Origin of the sequence: Ralstonia mojiangensis, from assembly GCF_023955645.1 — a bacterium.
Lineage (GTDB): Bacteria > Pseudomonadota > Gammaproteobacteria > Burkholderiales > Burkholderiaceae > Ralstonia > Ralstonia mojiangensis.
The window spans coordinates 236,385-257,162 of sequence record NZ_JAMXHU010000001.1 but is presented as its reverse complement, the minus strand read 5'-3'; the positions used below and the strand labels follow the sequence as shown (position 1 = coordinate 257,162).

The 20,778-nt window shown below is 63.9% G+C and carries 22 protein-coding genes; 12 read left to right on the top strand and 10 right to left on the bottom strand.

Annotated elements, in window-relative coordinates; all coding sequences use genetic code 11:
* Positions 1-25: 25 nt before the first annotated feature.
* Positions 26-1,081 (bottom strand): phosphoribosylformylglycinamidine cyclo-ligase, encoded by a 1,056-nt coding sequence (purM, locus tag NG898_RS01150; protein WP_252690741.1) that lies wholly within the window; start codon positions 1,079-1,081, stop codon positions 26-28.
* A gap of 164 nt (positions 1,082-1,245) precedes the next feature.
* On the opposite strand from purM, the gene NG898_RS01145 reads away from it, so the two are divergent.
* From NG898_RS01145 to NG898_RS01105, 9 genes are read left to right on the top strand one after another with little or no spacing between them, the layout of a single operon-like run.
* Complete coding sequence (locus tag NG898_RS01145; RefSeq protein WP_252690740.1) at positions 1,246-2,316, top strand: AI-2E family transporter; 1,071 nt, start codon at positions 1,246-1,248, stop codon at positions 2,314-2,316.
* 22 nt (positions 2,317-2,338) lie between these two features.
* Entirely contained in the window at positions 2,339-3,040 is a 702-nt protein-coding gene (gene hda / locus NG898_RS01140; protein ID WP_252690739.1) for a DnaA regulatory inactivator Hda, read from the top strand.
* Positions 3,041-3,092: 52 nt separating this feature from the next.
* Positions 3,093-3,767, top strand: coding sequence for a histidinol-phosphatase (locus NG898_RS01135; RefSeq protein ID WP_027680636.1), 675 nt, complete (start codon positions 3,093-3,095; stop codon positions 3,765-3,767).
* A gap of 12 nt (positions 3,768-3,779) precedes the next feature.
* Positions 3,780-5,342, top strand: a complete 1,563-nt coding sequence (gene pcnB / locus NG898_RS01130) for a polynucleotide adenylyltransferase PcnB (RefSeq protein ID WP_252690738.1) — start codon at positions 3,780-3,782, stop codon at positions 5,340-5,342.
* Positions 5,339-5,854, top strand: coding sequence for a 2-amino-4-hydroxy-6-hydroxymethyldihydropteridine diphosphokinase (gene folK / locus NG898_RS01125; protein WP_004631694.1), 516 nt, complete (start codon positions 5,339-5,341; stop codon positions 5,852-5,854). Before pcnB ends, folK begins: the two co-directional genes overlap by 4 nt.
* A 29-nt stretch (positions 5,855-5,883) precedes the next feature.
* The gene (locus NG898_RS01120) at positions 5,884-6,528 is read left to right on the top strand and encodes a deoxynucleoside kinase (RefSeq protein WP_252691596.1); all 645 of its coding nucleotides are present in this window, start codon (positions 5,884-5,886) and stop codon (positions 6,526-6,528) included.
* A gap of 56 nt (positions 6,529-6,584) precedes the next feature.
* Positions 6,585-7,403, top strand: a complete 819-nt coding sequence (gene panB / locus NG898_RS01115; RefSeq protein WP_252690737.1) for a 3-methyl-2-oxobutanoate hydroxymethyltransferase — start codon at positions 6,585-6,587, stop codon at positions 7,401-7,403.
* Between the two features lie 11 nt (positions 7,404-7,414).
* Positions 7,415-8,122, top strand: coding sequence for an ABC transporter permease (locus NG898_RS01110; protein ID WP_252690736.1), 708 nt, complete (start codon positions 7,415-7,417; stop codon positions 8,120-8,122).
* Positions 8,119-8,817 (top strand): ABC transporter ATP-binding protein, encoded by a 699-nt coding sequence (locus tag NG898_RS01105; protein WP_252690735.1) that lies wholly within the window; start codon positions 8,119-8,121, stop codon positions 8,815-8,817. The genes NG898_RS01110 and NG898_RS01105 overlap by 4 nt, the downstream gene beginning before the upstream one ends.
* On the opposite strand, the gene NG898_RS01100 is transcribed toward NG898_RS01105, so the two are convergent.
* The 3 genes from NG898_RS01100 to dnaK form a co-directional block, all read right to left on the bottom strand.
* On the bottom strand, positions 8,761-10,659 hold the full coding sequence (locus NG898_RS01100; protein WP_252690734.1) for a bifunctional chorismate-binding protein/class IV aminotransferase: 1,899 nt from the start codon (positions 10,657-10,659) through the stop codon (positions 8,761-8,763). The two genes, NG898_RS01105 and NG898_RS01100, sit on opposite strands and share 57 nt — an antisense overlap.
* Positions 10,660-10,808: 149 nt before the next feature.
* Positions 10,809-11,957, bottom strand: coding sequence for a molecular chaperone DnaJ (gene dnaJ / locus NG898_RS01095; RefSeq protein ID WP_252690733.1), 1,149 nt, complete (start codon positions 11,955-11,957; stop codon positions 10,809-10,811).
* 134 nt (positions 11,958-12,091) lie between these two features.
* A complete protein-coding gene (dnaK, locus tag NG898_RS01090; RefSeq protein ID WP_232040917.1) occupies positions 12,092-14,047 on the bottom strand; it encodes a molecular chaperone DnaK in 1,956 nt (651 codons plus the stop codon).
* Between the two features lie 264 nt (positions 14,048-14,311).
* Here dnaK and NG898_RS01085 point away from each other — a divergent pair, with 264 nt between their 5' ends.
* On the top strand, positions 14,312-15,607 hold the full coding sequence (locus NG898_RS01085; protein WP_252690732.1) for a phospholipase A: 1,296 nt from the start codon (positions 14,312-14,314) through the stop codon (positions 15,605-15,607).
* Between the two features lie 12 nt (positions 15,608-15,619).
* Here NG898_RS01085 and rnk read toward each other — a convergent pair whose 3' ends face one another.
* The 4 genes from rnk to grpE form a co-directional block, all read right to left on the bottom strand.
* Positions 15,620-16,027, bottom strand: coding sequence for a nucleoside diphosphate kinase regulator (gene rnk, locus NG898_RS01080; protein WP_252690731.1), 408 nt, complete (start codon positions 16,025-16,027; stop codon positions 15,620-15,622).
* Positions 16,028-16,204: 177 nt separating this feature from the next.
* Positions 16,205-16,345: a hypothetical protein gene (locus tag NG898_RS01075; RefSeq protein WP_252690730.1), complete on the bottom strand. Its 141-nt coding sequence runs from the start codon at positions 16,343-16,345 to the stop codon at positions 16,205-16,207.
* Between the two features lie 13 nt (positions 16,346-16,358).
* Positions 16,359-16,784: a thioredoxin family protein gene (locus NG898_RS01070; RefSeq protein WP_252691595.1), complete on the bottom strand. Its 426-nt coding sequence runs from the start codon at positions 16,782-16,784 to the stop codon at positions 16,359-16,361.
* Positions 16,785-16,798: 14 nt separating this feature from the next.
* Positions 16,799-17,446: a nucleotide exchange factor GrpE gene (grpE, locus tag NG898_RS01065; protein WP_092972517.1), complete on the bottom strand. Its 648-nt coding sequence runs from the start codon at positions 17,444-17,446 to the stop codon at positions 16,799-16,801.
* 263 nt (positions 17,447-17,709) lie between these two features.
* On the opposite strand from grpE, the gene NG898_RS01060 reads away from it, so the two are divergent.
* Positions 17,710-17,904 (top strand): hypothetical protein, encoded by a 195-nt coding sequence (locus tag NG898_RS01060; protein ID WP_045202657.1) that lies wholly within the window; start codon positions 17,710-17,712, stop codon positions 17,902-17,904.
* Positions 17,905-17,936: 32 nt separating this feature from the next.
* On the opposite strand, the gene NG898_RS01055 is transcribed toward NG898_RS01060, so the two are convergent.
* Together NG898_RS01055 and hemH are read right to left on the bottom strand one after the other, a co-directional pair.
* Entirely contained in the window at positions 17,937-18,335 is a 399-nt protein-coding gene (locus tag NG898_RS01055) for an RNA-binding S4 domain-containing protein (RefSeq protein WP_252690729.1), read from the bottom strand.
* Positions 18,332-19,447 (bottom strand): ferrochelatase, encoded by a 1,116-nt coding sequence (gene hemH / locus NG898_RS01050; RefSeq protein ID WP_252690728.1) that lies wholly within the window; start codon positions 19,445-19,447, stop codon positions 18,332-18,334. Before hemH ends, NG898_RS01055 begins: the two co-directional genes overlap by 4 nt.
* A gap of 268 nt (positions 19,448-19,715) precedes the next feature.
* Between hemH and NG898_RS01045 the strand changes: the two genes are divergently transcribed.
* Entirely contained in the window at positions 19,716-20,720 is a 1,005-nt protein-coding gene (locus tag NG898_RS01045) for a CsgG/HfaB family protein (RefSeq protein WP_252690727.1), read from the top strand.
* Positions 20,721-20,778 lie beyond the last annotated feature (58 nt).

Below are 20,778 nucleotides of genomic sequence, written 5' to 3'. Positions count from 1 at the left end.
GTTTTTTGTTGGCGCGAACCTCGCGTCAGACCACGATCGTCTGCGCTTCGCCAGCCTGGCGGGTGCGGATTTCGCCGATCTGGTAGACCGTCTCGCCCGCGTCCTTCAGGTGCGCGATGGCGGCCGGTGCATCGGCTGCCGACACGATCACCACCATGCCGATGCCGCAGTTGAACACGCGGTGCATTTCGTCATCGGCCACGTTGCCGGCCTTCTGCAGCCACTGGAACAGCGGCGGCAGCGTCCAGGCGTCTTTGTGCAGCACGGCGGTCAGGTTGTCTTGCAGCACGCGCGGCACGTTTTCGGTCAAACCACCGCCGGTGATGTGCGCCATGCCCTTGACGGTCAGCTTGTCGATCAGCGACAGCAGTGGCTTCACGTAGATGCGCGTCGGCGCCATGATGGCGTCCTGCAGACGCTGGCCGTGGAAATCGGCGTTCAGATCCGGGCGCGACACCTCAATGATCTTGCGCACCAGCGAGTAACCGTTCGAATGCGCACCCGACGAGGCCAGGCCCAGCACCACGTCGCCCTCGGCAATGGTGGTGCCGTCGATGATCTTGCGCTTTTCGACCGCGCCGACGGCAAAGCCGGCCAGGTCGTATTCGCCGTCCGGATACATGCTCGGCATTTCAGCGGTTTCGCCGCCGATCAGCGCGCAGCCCGCCAACTCGCAACCCTGGGCGATGCCCTTGACCACGGTGGCAGCGGTATCGACGTCGAGCTTGCCGCAGGCGAAGTAATCCAGGAAGAACAGCGGCTCGGCGCCCTGCACCAGGATGTCGTTCACGCTCATGGCGACCAGATCCTGGCCAACCGTGTCATGGCGGTTCAGCGCAAAGGCCAGCTTGAGCTTGGTGCCCACGCCGTCGGTGCCGGACACCAGTACCGGCTCCTGGTACTTCTTGGACAGCTCGAACAGCGCGCCGAAGCCGCCGATGCCGCCCAGCACGCCTTCGCGCATGGTGCGCTTGGCAAACGGCTTGATGCGGTCGACAAGGGCGTCACCCGCCTCGATGTCGACGCCCGCGTCGCGGTAAGACAGGCCGGTCGATGCGGATGGGGTTTCGGAAGCGCTCATACAGTCGTCTGAATTGAAAAAACCGGGAAAGAAAGCGAGACGGCGGCGGGAAGTCACAAAAACCAGACCCGCCGGTCCAGTAAAATCGCGATTTTACCGGATGCGGCCGTCCCGATGGCCGCTTTTCCGACTCATCCACCCCGCTATCGGAACCATCGCCTGCCATGAACGCCCCCGTGCTGTCTCAGGAAACCAAGCGCACGCTCGCCTGGATCGCCGTGGCGCTTGTCTTCCTGGCCCTGCTCAAGGCGCTGGCGCCGACGCTGACGCCCTTCGTCTTCGCGTTCATCCTGTCGTACATCCTGCACCCGGGCGTGGAATGGCTGCAGCGCCATCGCGTACCGCGCGTGCTGGGCGTGTTTTTGATGATTCTGGTGCTCTCCGTGGTGGGCGTGGCGCTGATGCTGCTGATCCTGGCGGTGCTGCAGCGGGAGATCCCGGCCATCCGCGAGCAATTACCCGGGATGCTCGCCAAACTCAACGCTTTTCTGTCGCCCAAGCTGGACGAACTGGGCCTGCATGTCAGCTTTGATTTTCCGGGCCTGCGCGCGCTGCTCACCGAACAACTCGCCGCCAGCCCGGACGACGTAGTGGCCCGGGTGCTGACTTATCTGCGCGTGTCGGGCTCGGCGGCCATCCAGGTGTTGGGCATCTTCTTCCTGGTGCCGATCGTGATGTTCTACCTGCTGATGGACTGGAACATGCTCATGCGCCGCATCGAAACCGCCGTGCCGCGCCGCTGGCTGCCAAAAACGCGCGAACTGGCCACCGAAACCGATGGCCTGCTTTCCCAATACCTGCGCGGTCAGATCATCGTGATGCTGGTGCTGGCGGTGTACTACTCGGCGGGGCTGGCGCTGGCCGGCTTTGACGTGGCGCTGCCCGTAGGCATCTTCACGGGGCTGGCGGTGTTCATTCCGTACATTGGCTTTGGCGTGGGGCTCACGCTGGCCATCCTTGCCGCACTGTTGCAGTTCGGCAACCTCTACGGCTTGCTGGCAGTCGCCGTGGTGTACGGCATCGGCCAGTTCCTGGAAAGCTTCTACCTGACGCCGCGCCTGGTCGGCGAACGCATTGGCCTGCACCCGCTGGCGGTCATCCTCGCCTTGCTGGCTTTTGGCCAATTGTTCGGATTTTTCGGTATCCTGCTGGCCCTACCGATCAGCGCAGTGCTGCTCGTCGGTTTGCGGCAGATTCGCCAGCTCTATCTGGGCAGCAAGCTGTACCGCGAATAACTCACCCGCCGCCTCACGTTTCATGGCCACACCCGAACAGCTCCCGCTCGAACTCGGTGCGACGCCCGCCCCGACCTTCGACAACTTCGTCGCCACCGGCAACGAAGAGGCGGTGCTGCGCCTGCGCGCCCTGATTCCGCAGGTGGTGGACGGTACCGCCACAGACCGCCTGGTCTACCTCTGGGGCGAGGAAGGCAGCGGCCGCAGCCACCTGCTGCAAGCCATCTGCGCCCAGACCGAGGCTGGCGGCTACGAAGTCCGCACGCTGGAACCCGACGCCCCGCCCGAAGCTTTCGAATTCGACCCGACCATCACCGTCTGGACGATCGACGACGCCGAGCGCCTGGACGAATGGGCGCAGATCGCCGTGTTCAACCTGGTCAATGAAGTGCGCGCGCATCCGCATGCCGCCATTGCCATCTCCGGGGCCGCCGCGCCGATGTCGATGCCGCTGCGTGAAGATCTGCGCACCCGCTTGGGCTGGGGCTTGGTCTACTGGCTGCGCCCACTGTCCGACGCCGACAAGGTGGAAGCCCTGCGCCAAGCCGCCCGCGAACGCGGCATGCAACTTTCGGCTGATGTGCCGCAGTGGCTCGTGACGCACTCCTACCGCGACATGCCGAGCCTGATGGCGTTGCTGGACGCTCTCGACACCTATTCGCTGGCCCGCAAGCGCGCCGTCACCCTGCCGCTCGTGCGCGACATGCTCGCGCTGATGAAGTGAATCCCGGGGCTCGCGCGGCCGGTGATGTAACGTTCGGGTAAAATCGCGCCCCATGAATCTGGCCCTCTTCGACCTCGATCACACCCTCATCCCCACCGACAGCGACCACGAGTGGGGACGTTTCCTCATCCGCCGCGGCGTGGTGGATGAAGCCGAATACCAGCGCAAGAACGATCAGTTCTATGCGGACTACAAAGCCGGCACGCTGGATATTCATGCGTTTCTGCGCTTTGCCTTGGCGCCGCTGGCCGCCCACCCGCGCGACACGCTCGCCCAGTGGCACGCCGAGTTCATGCACGACGTGATCCGTCCGAAGATCACGCCGCAGGCGCAAGCGCTGGTCTACAAGCACCTGGACGCCGGCGACCTGTGCTGCGTGGTCACCGCCACCAACAGCTTCGTCACCCGCCCGATTGCCGAGGCCTTCGGTATCGACCACCTGATCGCCACCGAACCGGCCACCGCCGACGGCAACCCGGACAGCGCCTTTACCGGCGACGTGGCCGGCACGCCGAGCTTTCGCGAGGGCAAGGTCGCGCGCGTGCACGAGTGGCTGGCCAACATGGGCCGCGGCTGGAGCGATTTCGAGCGCAGCACCTTCTACAGCGATTCGGCCAACGACGTGCCGCTGCTGGAGGAAGTGACCGACCCCGTCGCCACCAACCCGGACGACACGCTGCGCAATCTGGCAGCCGCGCGCAACTGGCGCATCATGGATCTCTTCTAAGCAAGGCGCGGCGTGATCAAGAAACTCATCAATCGCCTGCTGGGCAAGACCTCCGCAGAGCCCCACGCTCCGGCTGAACCGGGAGCACCCGCCGCCAGGAAGGCCCGCACGCCCAAGGCACCCAAAACGGCCAAGGCGCGCGCCAAGTCCGCCGGCGGCGTGCCGCGCCAGGCGCGCGTGTGGAGCGTAGACGAGCACGGCATCGATCCGAAGCTGCTCTCGCGCAACGCGGTCAAGGTCACGTCCACGCTGCAGGAAGCCGGCTATGCCGCCTTCATCGTGGGCGGCGCCGTGCGCGACTTGCTGCTCGGCATTAAGCCGAAAGACTTCGATGTGGCGACCAACGCCACGCCCGATCAGGTCCAGGCGCTGTTCCGTCGCTCGCGCATTATCGGACGCCGCTTCCAGATCGTGCACGTCACCTTCTACGGCGGACGCGATCAGGAAATCATCGAAGTCTCGACCTTCCGCGCGCTCGTCGACGCGGTCGACGCCGAGCAGGTGCCCGCCGGCAAGCGCGTCAAACGCACCGAGCTGGACCACCACACGCATGCTGTCGACGCCAGCGGCCGTGTGTTGCGCGACAACGTCTGGGGCACCCAGGCCGAAGACGCCACCCGCCGCGACTTCACCGTCAACGCGATGTATTACGACCCCGCCGACGAAACCGTGCATGACTATCATCACGGCATGGAAGACATGCGCGCACGCACGCTGCGCATGATCGGCGATCCGCACACCCGCTACCGCGAAGATCCGGTACGCATGCTGCGCGTGGTGCGCTTCGCGGCCAAGACCGGCTTCGACATCGACCCCGACACGCGCGCGCCGATCGCGGAATTGGGCCCGCTGATCCACAACGTGCCGGCCGCCCGCCTGTTCGACGAGATGTTGAAGCTCCTGATGTCGGGCCACGCCTGGGCATCGCTGCAGGAGTTGCGCAAAGCGGGCCTGCACAGCGGCCTGCTGCCGCTGCTTGACGTCGCGCTGGAGCAGCCGATGGGCCAGCGCTTCGTGCAGCTGGCCCTCGACAACACCGACGACCGCGTCAAGGCTGGCAAGCCCGTCTCGCCGGGCTTCCTGTTTGCCTCGCTGCTGTGGCATCACGTGGTCGAGCACTGGAACCGCCGCCGCTCTGCCGGCGAGCCGCTGATCCCCGCGCTGCACACCGCCATGGATGAAGTGCTCGACCGCCAGACCGAACAACTCGCCATCCAGCGCCGCTTCACCTCCGACATGAAGGAAATCTGGAGCATGCAGCCGCGCTTTGAAAAGCGCTCGGGCCGCATGCCGTATCGGCTGCTGGAGTCGCCGCGCTTCCGTGCCGGCTACGACTTCCTCGCGCTGCGCTGCGCCTCGGGCGAATTGCCGCAGGAACTCGCCGACTGGTGGACCGACTTCCAGAGCGGTGACGGCGAAGCCCGCGAAGCCCTCATGGCACAAGCCAAGCACGCCCCGAGCCCCTCCTCAAATGCCGGTCCGGCCAGCCCGGGCAAACGCCGTCGCCGCAGACGCGGTCCGGCAAAATCGGATACAGTCGGTGACGTCAATCCGGGAAGTTCGGAGGAAACGTGAAGACAGTGGCGTACATCGGCATCGGCGCCAACCTGGGCGACGCGCGCCAGGCTGTGAAAGACGCCGTGGTCTGCCTCGCACAGCAGGTCGGCATCACCGTCACCGGCAAATCGAGCCTGTATCGCAGCGCGCCCGTGGAATCCAGCGGCGATGACTACATCAACGCCGTGGTGCGCATCGACACGCATTTCACTGCCGACCAACTGCTCCGCATCTGTCACCACATCGAAGACCAGTTCGGCCGCGAGCGCCCGTTTCACAACGCGCCGCGCACGCTTGATCTGGACTTGCTGCTCTACGGCGACCACGTCCTCACCTCACCCGAGCTGACGGTGCCGCACCCGCGCGTGGGCCAACGCGCCTTCACCCTGCTGCCCCTGCATGAACTGGCGCCCGATCTCGTGATTCCGGGCATTGGCGCCGTGGCTGCACTGCTGCCCGGCGTGGCCGACCAGCGCATCGAAAAGACCACGATGTGCCAGTGCATGCGCGCCAAGCAGCCCGCCGCCTGATCACCCGCACCACGCACAATCACCCGCTGATGGCATTGGATCACCTGCGCCGCATCGTTGTCGAAGGGCCCATTGGCGTGGGCAAGACCGCACTGGCCCAGCGTCTGGCCGATCATCTGCGGGCGTCGACGTTGTTCGAAACACCCGCCGAAAACGCCTTCATCGCCCGCTTCTATGAAGACCCCGCGCGCTATGCGCTGCCGGTGCAACTGCGTTTCCTGCTGCAACGCGCCGAGCGCCTGAAGACGTGGCACAAGGCGACGCTCGCCGGTGAGCGCATCGTCGCCGACAGCTTCCTGCCACGCGACCGGCTGTTCGCCCAGCTCACGCTGCCCGCCGATGAACTCGCGCTGTACGACGCGATGGCCCATGCGCTGGCCCTGCCGCAACAGCGCATTGATCTCGTCATCTGCTTGCAGGCGCGCGCCGAGGACCTGCTGCCACGCGTCACGCGTCGCGCCGTTCCTTACGAAACCGGCATCGATGCGGAGTATCTCGAACGCATCTGCGCCGCATACGGCGAGCTGTTTCTGTATTACGATGCCGCACCGACGATGATCGTCGACACCGCTGCCTTCGACCCCGCAGGCAACAACGACGATTTCCGCACCTTGCTCGCCCGCATCGACGCGATGCGCGGGCCCAAGGAATTCATCAAGCTGGCAACGCGCTAGTCGACGCACCGCATGGTCTGCGTGGGCGCTCGCGATGCCCCAATGAGTCTCAGTCCATGAGCTACCTCCAGGAATCGAACCGCAAGGCCGTCACGGTGACTTCGTTGCAGGCCATGCGTGCCGCCGGCGAGCGCATCGCCATGTTGACGGCCTACGACTCCAGCTTCGCCGCCCTGATGGATCGCAACGGCACCGACGTGCTGCTCGTCGGCGATTCGCTCGGCAACGTGATGCAGGGCCAGAAGACCACGCTGCCGGTAACGCTCGATCACATCGTCTATCACACCGAATGCGTGTCGCGCGGGACGACCAAAGCGCTGCTCGTGTCGGACCTGCCGTTCGGCACATATGGCACACCCGAACAGGCCTTCCATAGCGCCGTGCGCGTCATGCAGGCCGGTGCGCAGATGGTCAAGCTTGAAGGCGGCGTGTGGCTCGCGCCAACGATCAAGTTCCTCGTTGAGCGCAGCATTCCGGTGTGTGCGCACATCGGCCTGACGCCGCAATCGGTGCATGCGTTTGGCGGCTTCAAAGTGCAGGGTCGCGGCGATGAAGCGGCCGCGCAACTGAAGGCCGATGCGCTGGCGGTGCAGGATGCCGGCGCGCAGCTCGTCGTCATGGAAGCCATCCCGGCCGACCTGGCCGGCGAAGTCACACGCCTGCTGGCCATTCCCACCATCGGCATCGGCGCCGGGCTGGAGTGCTCCGGCCAGGTGCTCGTGATGCACGACATGCTGGGCGTGTTCCCCGGCCATCGCCCGAAGTTTGTACGCAACTTCATGGACGGGCAGACCACCATCGATGGCGCCGTCGCCGCCTATGTGGCAGCCGTCAAGGACGGCACGTTCCCCGGCCCGGAACACACTTTCGCCTGAGCGGCACCCGCATGGAAATCTGGTCGGCCACCGTCGACGCCTTCGCCCTGCTTGCCAGCGGCGATGCGGCGTTGTGGCTGATCGTCTGGGTGTCGTTGAAGGTGGCGATCGCGGGGCTGCTGCTGTCGGTGCCCCCAGGTCTGCTCATCGCCTACCTCATCGCCATGCACCGCTTTATGGGACGCCGTGCGCTGGTGGTGCTGGCGCAGGCATCGCTGTCGTTTCCGACCGTGCTGATCGGGCTGCTGCTGTATCTGCTGCTTTCGCGGCAGGGGCCGCTGGGCGGCTTCGGGCTGCTGTTCACCCAGGGGGGGATGATCCTCGGGCAAGCGGTGCTTGGCCTGCCGGTGATCGTCGCGTTTGCACTGACGACGCTTGAACGCGCGGATCCGCGCCTCGCCGAGACAGCGCGTGTGCTTGGCGCCGGGCGCCTCCGGTTACTGCTGACCGTCTTTCGTGAACTGCGCTTCGGTCTGATGGCGGCCGTGGTGGCCGGCTTTGGGCGCGTCATTGCCGAAGTGGGCTCGGCGCTGATGGTCGGCGGCAACATCGAAGGCGTCACGCGCACCATGACCACGGCGATTGCGCTGGAAACAAGCAAGGGGGAGTTTGCACAGGGAATCGCACTGGGCATCGTGCTAATCGTGCTGGCGCTGCTCGTCAACCTCGTGCTGGCGTGGTTGCAAGGGGCTGGCAACTATCGCAGGGAGCCGGCATGAGCGCGTCGTCGCAGCCAACCATGGTGTTTGAAGGCTTGCGCTGCCAGCACGGCGCGCGCGTCCTGTTCGAGATTCCGCGCCTGGCGCTGTCGGCAGGACATGCGATCGTCATCACGGGCGCAAACGGCGTCGGCAAGACAACGCTGCTGCGCATGCTGGCCGGGCTCGCACCCGCCAATGGTGCGACCGTTGATATGGGCCACGGGCAGCAGGCGCTGTCGCCCTATCCGGCCGAACTGCGCGCCCGGCTGACCTACGTGCACCAGCATCCGTATCTGTTCCGCACTTCGGTACGCGCGAATCTTGCCTATGGGCTCACCACGGGCGCACATCGCGTGGCACATGCGGAGTTGGCTGACCGAGTTGACGATGCCCTGCACTGGGCTGGCCTGCAGCACGTGGTGGATGTGCCGCCCGAACGGCTGTCCGGCGGCGAAACGCAACGCCTCGCACTGGCGCGGGCTCGTGCGCTGCACACGGATGTGCTTCTGCTCGACGAACCGACGTCGAATCTGGACGGCGCCGCACGCGAGCAAGTCATTGCACTTGTGGGAGAACTGGCAGCAGAAGGCCGCACGCTGCTGATGGTCTGCCACGACCGCGAACTCATCAACCTGCCCGGCGTGGCGCGCTGGAAGCTAGAGCACGTCGGCGGCCAAGGCCGGCTCGAAATGCGCGGGCACCACGCCGCGTAGAGCATTGCATACGGCGACGGCTTCGGCGCGAGCAACATCGGTGCGCGTGAGCGAACGTTCCTGCAGCGGCCCATCAAGCCACGGCGACGCGTCTTTCAACAGCACCGCACGCATCACTCCCGGCAAGACACCCGCGGACAGCGGCGGCGTCCACCACGCGCCATCGAGCTTGACCAGCAACGTGCTGCGGCCGCCTTCGGCCAACGTGCCATCGGCGTTGAAGAACACCGTATCGAATGCACCTTCGCGCTCGGCCGCCTGCCAGGCAGCGTCGTAGCCTGCCCGCAACGTGGTCTTGTGCGTGGGCAGACTGTGCGTGACCTCGCGCGGTTGTGCGGCAACGAGCAGGCGGACCGGCGCATCCCAGCTCGCATGCAGCGGCGACAGGGGCACCGCCGATACGTTTGCCGCACCCTCCGGCGTGAGCAACAGGCGCATGCGATAAGCGCCCTCGCCTTCGAGCGTTGCGCACGCAAGTGCCACGTCATTCGTCAGCACAGTTCGGTCGAAAGGGAAACCGAATGCAGCGGCCGAACGTTCCAGCCGCGCCAGATGCCAATCCAGCAGCGCCACGCCATCGCGTGTCGCGCGCATCGTCTCGAACAACGACAGCCCTGGATCGAGTGCCGTCACAAAACGCGCCTTCAGTTGGCACTCCGCGTACTCCTCGTCGGCGATGCTGTCGTGCACGATGCCGGAGCCGATACCGAGTTCGCCGTTGCGCAGGCCATCAGTGCCGGGCGGGCCGAGCACCAGCGTGCGGATCGCCACAGAGAAGCATGCGTCGCCCATCGCACGATCATCGACAGGCGCATCGATCCAACCGATCGCGCCGGTGTACAGGCCACGCGGCTCTGGCTCCAGCGTATCGATGATCTCCATCGTCCGCCGCTTGGGCGCCCCCGTAATGGAACCGCACGGGAACAGCGCTCGCAGGCAATCAGCAAGGCCGGTGGCGGGCGGGATCTCAGCCTCCACGGTCGACGTCATCTGGAGCACGCTGCCGAACGGCGTCACCTCGAACAACGCCGGCACGTGCACCGAACCGGCACGCGCGAGACGGCCAAGATCGTTGCGCAACAGATCGACGATCATCAGGTTCTCGGCGCGGTTCTTCTCGTCGGCGGCCAGCGCAGTGGCACGGGCTTCGTCGACTTCGACATTGCCGGTGGCAGGCGCGGTGCCTTTCATCGGCCGCGCGACAAGCTGGCCCGCGTGATGGGAGAAGAACAGCTCCGGCGAGCACGACAGAATCGCACCGCCCTCCGGTAGCGCGATGAAAGCGCCGTAAGGCACCGGCTGGCGCGCACGCAGACGCCGATACAGCGCCGCCGGCGCGCCAAACGCTGTCATGCGCAAGCGGTACGTGTAGTTGACTTCGTAGGTATCGCCCGCCGCAATCCAGTCGTGTATGCGCGCGACGGCGCCGGTGTAGGTGGCGTGATCGACGCTGGCGGCACAGTCGAACAGGCCCGCTCCGCCCGTTGCATCGGGCCACGCGTCGAACAGCGCATCGACCTCTGCCGACGACAGCACCCGCATCGTGCGAAACAGCAGCACACGCAAGCGGCCATCGTGGCCAGGCAATGAGGAAGAGATTTCGGTGGAAGCCGGCAGGCCGACCAGCGGCCCACCAAACTCATACGGCGCAACGATCAGGGCATGCAAACCCTGGCGCCAGGCTGCACGAAGATCGTCATCCAGCCCATCCAGCATGCCAGCCGGCCGAAAAAACTCGCCGGCGTAACCGGTGTACCAGCGCGAGCACGGTGTGCCGCCCGAGGTGGCATCGTCCAGCAGCGCGAACGGCGCGCCGGCCTTTGGCGCTTGGAGCGGCTGCATGACGAAGTCCTGATTGAAGAGTTGGTGTTTAAGAAGCCTCGAAAAGCGTAGCGAGCGGCCCGAGGTCGGTACGAGAAGCGCAGCCGTACATCGGTACGGCGAGCATCACAGTGCCAAGATCGGGCCGCGCAGTAGCTTTGCGCGGCTTCTTACGAGGAGAAGAAGTTCTTTACCTTGTCCATCCACGACTGCTCTTGCGGGCTGTGCCGCGAGCCGCCTTCGTGCACGGACTTGTCGAACTGCTTGAGCAGCTCCTTCTGGTGCTCCGTCAGCTTGACGGGCGTCTCGATGTTGATGTGCACATAGAGATCGCCCGCATAGCCGGAACGCACGCCCTTGATGCCCTTGCCACGCAGGCGGAACGTCTTGCCGGCCTGCGTGCCTTCCGGCACCGTGAACGAGGCGCGACCGCCCAGCGTCGGCACTTCGATGTCGCCGCCAATGGCTGCCGTCGCAAACGAGATCGGCATCTGACAGTGCAGGTCATCGCCGTCGCGCTCGAACACCGGGTGCTGCTTGATGTGGATTTCCACATACAGGTCGCCCGGGGGGCCGCCGTTGATACCCGGCTCGCCGTTGCCCGACGAACGGATGCGCATGCCTTCGTCGATGCCGGCCGGAATCTTCACTTCCAGCGTCTTCTGGCTCTTCAGCTTGCCCTGGCCGTGGCACTTGGTACACGGCTTGGGGATGTACTTGCCGCTGCCGTGGCACTTCGGGCAAGTCTGCTGCATCGTGAAGAAGCCCTGCGACACACGCACCTGACCGGCGCCGTGACACGTTGGGCAGGTCTCCACGCTGGAGCCGGGCTCGGCGCCCTTGCCGTGGCAGTGGTCACACTCGTCCCAATGCGGCACGCGGATCTGCGTGTCGTAGCCATGCGCGGCCTGCTCCAGCGTGATCTCCATGCTGTAGCGCAGATCGGCGCCGCGATACATCTGCGGGCCACTACCGCGGCGTCCGCCCTGGCCCTGGGCCTGACCAAAGATATCGCCAAAGATGTCGCCAAAGGCCTCGGCAAAGCCGCCGCCAAAACCTGCGCCGCCCGCGCCAAAGCCGCCGGCCATGTTCGGGTCGACACCCGCGTGGCCGTACTGGTCGTAGGCAGCCTTCTTCTCAGCGTCGGAGAGCATCTCGTAGGCCTCTTTGGCCTCCTTGAACTTGTCTTCCGCTTCCTTGCTGTCCGGATTGCGGTCCGGGTGGTACTTCATCGCGAGCTTGCGATAAGCCTTCTTGATCTCGTCGTCGCTCGCGTTCTTACCCACCCCGAGCACTTCGTAGTAATCACGTTTTGCCATGGTGGCTTCAGTCGTCGCCTGTTTTTACTGCGTGTCGAATAGCAAAAAAGCCGAGCGTGACATCAGGTGCGTCCCGCACAACCCGATGATCACTGCCCGGCGTACCGCAACGTCCGCCTGGCGGACGAGTTGGCTTACTTCTTGTCGTTCACTTCCTTGAACTCGGCGTCGACGACGTTATCGTCGTGCGGTGCGCCTTGTCCGGCTTGCGCGCCAGCTTGGGCGCCAGCAGCGGCTTGTTCAGCACCGCCGGCTTCGCCCTTGGCTTGCATGTCAGCGTAGACCTTCTCGCCGAGCTTCTGCGAGGCGGTTGCCAGCGCTTCGGTCTTGGCGTCAATCGCGGCCTTGTCGGTCCCCTTCAGGGTCTCTTCAAGTTCCTTGATCGCGGCTTCGATCTTGTCCTTCTCGCCAGCTTCCAGCTTGTCGCCGTACTCGCCCAGTGCCTTCTTGGTCGAGTGCACCAGCGCTTCACCCTGGTTACGGGAGTCGACCAGTTCGCGCAGCTTCTTGTCTTCCTCGGCGTTGGCCTCGGCGTCCTTCACCATGCGCTCGATCTCGGCTTCCGACAGGCCGGAGCTTGCCTTGATCGTGATCTTGTTTTCCTTGCCGGTCGCCTTGTCCTTGGCGCCCACGTGCAAAATGCCGTTGGCGTCGATGTCGAACGACACTTCAATCTGCGGCGTGCCGCGCGGTGCCGGCGGAATGCCCTCAAGGTTGAATTCGCCCAGCATCTTGTTGCCGGAGGCCATCTCACGCTCGCCCTGGTAGACCTTGATCGTCACGGCCGGCTGGTTGTCGTCGGCGGTCGAGAACGTCTGCGAGAACTTGGTCGGGATGGTCGTGTTCTTGCCGATCATCTTGGTCATCACGCCACCCAGCGTTTCGATGCCCAGCGACAGCGGCGTCACGTCCAGCAGCAGCACGTCGGTACGGTCACCGCCCAGCACCTGACCCTGGATGGCGGCGCCCACGGCAACAGCCTCGTCCGGGTTCACGTCCTTGCGGGCTTCCTTGCCGAAGAACTCCTTCACCTTCTCCTGCACCTTCGGCATACGCGTCATGCCGCCGACCAGGATCACGTCATGGATGTCCGACACCTTCACGCCGGCATCCTTGATGGCGGTGCGGCACGGATCGATCGTACGGGCGATCAGGTCTTCGACCAGCGCTTCCAACTTGGCGCGCGTGATCTTCAGGTTCAAGTGTTTCGGACCCGAGGCATCAGCCGTGATGTACGGCAGGTTGATTTCAGTCTGTTGCGTGCTCGACAGCTCGATCTTGGCCTTTTCAGCGGCTTCCTTCAGGCGTTGCAGCGCGAGCACATCCTTCGACAGGTCGACACCCTGCTCCTTCTTGAACTCGCCGATGATGTAATCGATGATGCGCTGGTCGAAGTCTTCGCCGCCTAGGAACGTATCGCCGTTGGTCGACAGCACTTCGAACTGCTTCTCGCCGTCCACATCGGCAATCTCGATGATCGAGATGTCGAACGTACCGCCGCCGAGGTCATACACGGCGATCTTGCGGTCGCCCTTCTCGTTCTTGTCCAAGCCGAATGCCAGCGCAGCCGCGGTCGGCTCGTTGATGATGCGCTTGACGTCCAGACCGGCGATGCGGCCGGCATCCTTGGTGGCTTGGCGCTGCGAATCGTTGAAGTATGCCGGCACCGTGATCACGGCTTCGGTCACTTCCTCGCCCAGGTAATCCTCGGCGGTCTTCTTCATCTTGCGCAGGGTTTCAGCCGAAATTTGCGGCGGTGCCAGCTTCTGGCCGCGCACTTCCACCCAGGCGTCGCCGTTGTCGGCCTTGGTGATGGTGTACGGCATCAGGCCGATGTCCTTCTGGACTTCCTTCTCTTCAAACTTGCGGCCGATCAGACGCTTGACGGCGTACAGCGTGTTCTTCGGGTTGGTCACCGCCTGGCGCTTGGCCGGGGCACCGACCAGGATCTCGCCGTCTTCCATGTAGGCGATGATCGACGGGGTGGTGCGAGCGCCTTCTGCGTTCTCGATCACCTTGGGGGTGTTGCCCTCCATGATGGCGACGCAGCTGTTGGTGGTACCAAGGTCGATACCGATGATTTTGCCCATGTTCTTGCTCCTCGAATCTGGTGTCAGGACTGCACTGAATACAAACTTGGATCGGATGTGGGAGTGCCGTCCGGCTTTTCAAGGCCGAATTTTGAAAAGTTGAGCATTTTGGCCGGTTTTTCTTGGGAAAGCACCCGAAAACGTGCGCTACCGGGCAAAAACGTCCGTTTCGAACGCCCACCGCCGCCAACCCGGCACAAAAGGCGTGGGTGTTACCCTTGCGCGCATTGCCACTCGCCGGACTCCAACCCGGCTTTTGCGCCCATGCCTTTGCATCCTCTCCGATCCATTCTTGGCGCTGCTCTGCTTGCCGCATGCGCCGTGCCCTCTGCCGATGCCGCCGTTGCCCTGCTCCAGCCCTCCCGCCGCGTCAACGCCAACCAGCCCTTCACCCTGACCCTCGTCATTTCGGGCGATGCCGCCCAGCGCAGCTATGCCGTGCCGGCCAAGCTACGCGTAACGGCCAGCGCTGACCTGCAGGGCCCGGTAGAAGTGATTCTCGATCGACATAATGCCGGCGCTGAAACCCTGCACCTGCGCCCGGGCCAGGTCCACACCGTCGCCTACACCGGCACGCTGCCCGAGGTGCTGCGCGGCACAGTTCGGATCGATGTGCCGGATCTGGATGCCGCGCCCGTTCTGGTGACGCTCGTGCGCGGCGCGGACGCCCCGCAGATTGCTGCCGATGGAGCCCCCACCGGCGCCGCCCGCAACGCAGCAGCCGAAGCGACCCGCCCCGGAGGTGCGCTGGGCACCAATCCGAATGCGCCCGCTGCCAACGCAGCCGCTACAGAGCCCACTCCCCTGATGGTGGCCGGCAACGGCGAGGCATCCCGCCCGCCCGAAGAAACCGCACGCCTGACTTTCCACGAACCCATGTTCGCCGCCGTGGGCGCGCACGGGGGCCTGAACGCCAAGTTCCAGTTGAGCTTCAAATTTCGGATCTTTCAGCCAGAGAATCCGGCATCGGCAGCGCCGCTGGATAACGTGTACTTCGGTTATACGCAGTTCTCGCTCTGGGATGTGGGCAAGGAATCGGCGCCGTTCCGCGATACCAACTACCGGCCGAGCGTGTTCTATTACCGCCCCGATACGGGCATCCACGGCGGCGCCCTTACGCGGCTGTCGTTCGCGGGGGGCATCGAGCACGAATCGAACGGCCGTGACGGCGACGCCTCACGCGCCATCAACACCGTGTTCGTGCGCCCGACGTTCCACTTTGGTGACCTGAACGATTACCACTGGAAGTTCGAGCCGAAGCTGTACGCGTACCTCACGCGCACCGGCAACACGGACATCGCGCACTACCGTGGTTTTGGGGATTTCCGCGTGTCCTACGGTGCCCCCAACGGCTGGGAATTGGCCGCCACGCTACGCAAGGGCACCCGCAAAGCCTATGGCAGCGTCGACGCGCAATTGACGTATCCGATGAGCCGGATCTTCACCGGCACGGCCGGCTACCTATTCGTTCAGTATTTCACCGGCTACGGCGAGAGCCTGCTCGACTACAACCACAAGCTGGGCTCGCAGTTGCGTGTCGGGTACAGCCTCTCGCGATAGGACGCGGCCGGCTTACAGGGTGTGCTGGCCACTGGCCTCGGGCTGGAACGCAACGCGATCGATGCGCAAGGAACGCTCGGCACCATTGGGCGCCGAGTATTTGACCGACTTGCCCGCCCGCGCGCCCAGCAGCGCAGCGCCCATTGGCGAGAGCACCGACAGCTTTGCTGACGTCACGTTGGCCTCCTCCGGGTAGACGAGCGTCCACTCTTGTTCGGCGCCGGCTTCATCCACCACGCAGACGACGGAGTTCATGGTCACCACATCGGCGGGAATCTTGTTGCCGGGCACCACGTTGGCACGAGTAATCAGGTCGTCGACCAGATCGGCCAGCGGCGAGTTGCTGCCCGCGCGGGTGGCGGCGTTTTCCAGGCGGGTGAGGTCCAGCTCAGTCAGGTAGATGGCGGCTGCTTTGGACATGACGATCTCCTACAGGTCAATGTTCAACACTAGGCAAAGCCGCTGCCCATAGCCTTCTGGGCCAATGCAACGCAGCGGCAAGAAAACCAGCGGGCACACAGGCCGGCCGGCGGTGATACGAAACTGAAACTTCTGGTGGGAGTGAAGAGAGCCCGGCGGCAACGTGCCGCAGGGGCACTAGAACAACCGCCGGGCGGCGGCAAGGGCCGCGGTCATCGCCTGGGCGGCGCGCGGCGAGGTGCGCGCCACACGCTTGCGGCGCACGGCACGGACGGACGAAACGATAAGGAAGGCCGCAACCATCGGCATCGACGTCATGATGGTCGCTGCCTCAGATCAGCGGCTTGCCCGCCAGCTTGTTGCGCGCATTGGCAACGGCGGCGGCAAACTGCGCGTGGCCATGCCAACCGGTCGCCCGGCCTAGCTTCTTGCCACGATGGAAGAACATGAACACCGGAATGCCATGCAGGCCAAAGCGCTGGCCCAATTCCGGGTGTGCGTAGACGTTGGCATGGAGCCAGTTCAGCTCATGCTCACGCACAGCGGCCGGTTGCGCGAGCATGGCTTTCTTGGCCATCTCGCAGTTGAAGCAATCCACGCCCCAGAAGAATACGCACACGAGCGCATCGCCCGCCGCCGCAATGGCCGCGTCGAAGGTCTCGGTGTTCACCTCGCGCATGCCAAACGCCGCGAACGCGGTCTTATCGACCGGGATCGCGCCGTTGGCGTCTTGCGAAGTGGTGGTGTTCTGGAGGATCACAGGGCGTCAGCTTACTTGGGCGCCGCCACCGTCACGAGCGCGGGGCGCAGCACGCGGTCGGCCAGCGTGTAGCCGCGCTGAAGCACCGCCACCACTGTATTGGCTTCCTGATCAGCGGGCACCATCGAGATGGCTTGATGGCGATGCGGATCGAACTTTTCACCCACGGGGTTCAGCTCGGTCACACGCCCCTTTTCGAACGCGGCGTAAAGCTGCTTGAGCGTAAGTTCAACGCCCTCACGCAGCTTGGTGGCGTCGCCCGACGTGTCGGCCAAAGCGGCCTGAAGGCTGTCCATTACCGGCAGCAGGTATTCCGCAAAACCTTCGATTGCGAACTTGTGGGCCTTCGCCACATCGTCCTGACCACGGCGGCGGATGTTCTCGCCTTCGGCCGTGGCGCGCGCCCAGTTTTCGTAATTCTGGCGCGCCTTTTCTTCAGCGGCTTCCAGCTGACGGCGCAGTTCAGCGATATCCATGTCGGCCACGGCTTCTGCCACGGCGGCTTCGTCACCGGCGACAGCCTGGGCGTCGGCGCTTGCGCGCTGAGCCTGGCTCGAATAAGCGTGGGCCGCCTGGCCCGTCGCCGACTGGTTCGGCTGGGTGGCTTGGGTGTCCGCTGGCATGTCCGAGTTCGAGGGGGTGTCCGGAGTGTGTTTCATAGCGCTGGATAAAAGGGAATCGACGCACGGCATGTGCCTGAAGACGATCCGCTGGATTTTTACAAACGATTTGTCCCCGTTATTGGGCATTTGGCGCGCTTTTCAAGGGCGCCGGATGCGCGACAACTGTGCGCCGTGCATCACGAAATATGGGGTTACAACTTTCATCAGACTGCAACGGCACAGCAATTGCGGGGCCCTTATGGGCCGCCTATGATGCAAGAAAAAACTGGGGGGCGCGAGCTTCTTTGAGGGTTCGTACCATGCACAACAAGCTGCCCGTTCTGACCGTGCTCCTGCTGTTGACCCTGACCGCAGCCACAACGTTCATTTGCCTGTCTGGGGCCGTCACACCGCGTTATACGGAGTACGGTAGCGGCAAGGCATTCTTCAAGCACTACATCATCAAGCCTGCGCAGATGCAGCAGATGCCGCGCGGCTTGAGCGTATTAAGTTAGCACACACTCGCGCGGTATACCCCACTCTCCGGTCACTCTCCGCCGAGTTTGTCGATGCGCCGTCGGTCTCGCTTAGTTGGTCGGCCAGCAATTTGTGTGGCGGGTTCTCGATACAGCCGGCGTTTGTCGGCGTTCTCTTCGCGTTTTAAGCGACTGGTGTCCGTCTCGGCGTAGAGCGTCTGTGCAACGGAGGCCGGGCCGCGTACTTCGGCCAGCGCCAACACCTCCACCTCCCACTGCTGCTCATGCGCGTGCACTCGCACGTGATCACCAATTTTGACATCCTTGGCGGGGCGAACCGGCTGGTCGTTGATCTGGACGCGCCCCCTCTCCACCGCATCTGTCGCCTGCGAGCGTGTCTTAAAGAAGCGCGCGGCCCACAGCCATTTGTCGATGCGCACACGACCAGCTGCGTCGGTGCTCACTTTCATGCGGCCGCCCCCTTGCTCTGTGCACGCGTGCGGCTGGCTTCCAGCACATGCGGATGCGTCAGCGTGAGCGGCCAGCCCTGAAGATGCGCCAGCCCAATGTCTGCAATGCCGGCGATCCACGCTTCGCTGTCATTCAGGCACGGGATGTAATGGAATTCCTTGCCGCCGGCGACGCGGAAGGTCGACTGCCCTTCCATGGCGATCTCTTCCAGCGTCTCCAGGCAATCGGCCGGAAAGCCCGGGCAAAACACGTCGACGCGGTTGGTGCCGACGCGGCCAAGTTCTTCCAGCGTGGGCGCGGTGTACGGCTGTAGCCATTCGGCGCGCCCAAAGCGTGACTGGAACGTGACCAGGTACTGCCCCGGCTGCAGGCCGAGCGCTTCGCCCAGCAAGCGGCCTGTCTTCAGGCATTCGCAGTGGTAGGGATCGCCCAACTCCAACGTACGCCGCGGCACGCCATGGAACGACAGCAACAGTTTGTCGCCGTGCGCAAAATCGGGCGCGCCATGCTGTGCCCAATACGCCCCCACCTGCTGGTGCAGCGCATTGATGTAAGCGGGGTCATCGTGAAAATGCTTGACCAGTCGCAACTCCGGCTGATTGCGCATTTCGCCCAGCACGCGGAAGACCTCATCGAAGGCAGTCGCAGTGGTGGTGCCGGAATACTGCGGATACATCGGCAACACGAGGATGCGCTCGACGCCCTGCTTGCGCAGCGCCTGCATGACCGAGGGGATCGACGGATTGCCGTAACGCATCGCGCAGGCAACCACCACATCGTGGCCCTGAGCGTTCAGCAACTGCTGCAGCGCATGCGCCTGCCGCTCGCTATAGACGAGCAGGGGCGACCCCGTCTTGTTGGCCTCACGCAGCCAGATGCTTTCGTACTTGTGCGCCGACGCCCGCGAACGCAGCGGCACGATCAGCACGTTGAGGATGAACCACCATGCGGCGCGCGGAATCTCGACCACGCGTGGGTCCGACAGGAACTGACGCAAATAGCGGCCCACCTCGCGCGGCGACGTGCCGTCGGGCGTACCGAGGTTGACGAGCAGGATCGCCGTGCGATCGGGCTGACCGTGCTGGAAGAGGGGTTCGGGCAGAAAAGGCATGGGCGCGGGGAACGCGAGGGCGCGGATAAGCGGTCGATTATACGAGCCGAAGTATTGCGTTCCTCTTGGCAAGCAATCCGGTACTCAAGCAGCGTAATAGGTGCAACCGCGTCGGCTACACTCGCGAGTCGAGTGACGGCGGCCTCACAGTGTTCGAGAAGAATGAACGGCTTCGCCAAACGACCGCGATGCAATCCACCACTCTGTCGACCCTAGAGTTCAATAAACAAAAATAAGGTGATTTATGGGAGTAACAAAAACAGCTCGTATGCTTCTGCTGATTGCGCCGTTGGCGTTGTTCGGATGTGCAAGCAATACGGCGCCCGTGTCGATGCAGTTTGCAGCAAAAACCGAGGCAGCCAAATATCGCCGCGTAGCCGTGCTGCCGTTCGATGGTGACGCCGGGGCGAAGGCCACCATCGACTTTGAAAGCATGCTGGCTTCCGTGCGGTACGAGCAGAAGCCCTATTTCACGATCGTCGATCGGACGCAATTGCTGAATGTAATTGGCGAACTCGCACTGCAGCGCAGCGGGCTTGTCGATCCCCGCACAGCCGCAAAGATTGGACGTCTCACCGGCGCCGAAGCGCTATATGGTGGTTCGGCCATCATTTTGCCGGTTGCATACAAGTACTCCACCGAGCCACGCTCCGTCTGCCCAAAGGACGGGAAGTGTTATACAAGGCAGATTCGCTGCACGACAAAAACCGCCCGATTTGAGCTGACCCCGCGACTGGTTGAAGTCGCGCGTGGCACCGTCGTCTACAGCGATACCAAGATTGGTTTGGCAAGTTCGTATCGATGCGACGACCAGGCGACGGACGATCCCGAACAAGTTCTGGTAACCAAGGCCGCCGCCAATGCCTTTCAGCAGGCCCGGGAAGATGTGGCGCCGTACGAAAGGAACGTACTCGTGAAATTCCAAAGCAGTACGGACGGCGTCAGCCCGCAGTCGGTTGAGAACTTCAAGGGAAGCCTGGAATTTGCGAACGCTGGACGATTTGACCGTGCATGCCCGCAATGGGCGGACTTGGCGCGCGCCAACCCATCCAGCTTTGCGCTCCAATACAACCTTGCCGTGTGCGATGAGGTCAGTGGTCACCTCGATGCAGCCCTGGTGAAATACCAACAGGTGGATGCTGCGTTGACGAGACCGGATGCAGACGTCAATGCGGCCCTCGCCCGTGTACGCAACGGAATCGCAGAGCAGGAGAAGCTGAAGAATAAGCCGGTCGACTCGCGCAACTCAGCTACGCAGTCAAAGCGACGTTGAGCGACGGCAATGGCTGGACCGCTCAACGCTGCGCGAATCTGCACACCGTTGAGCGTCT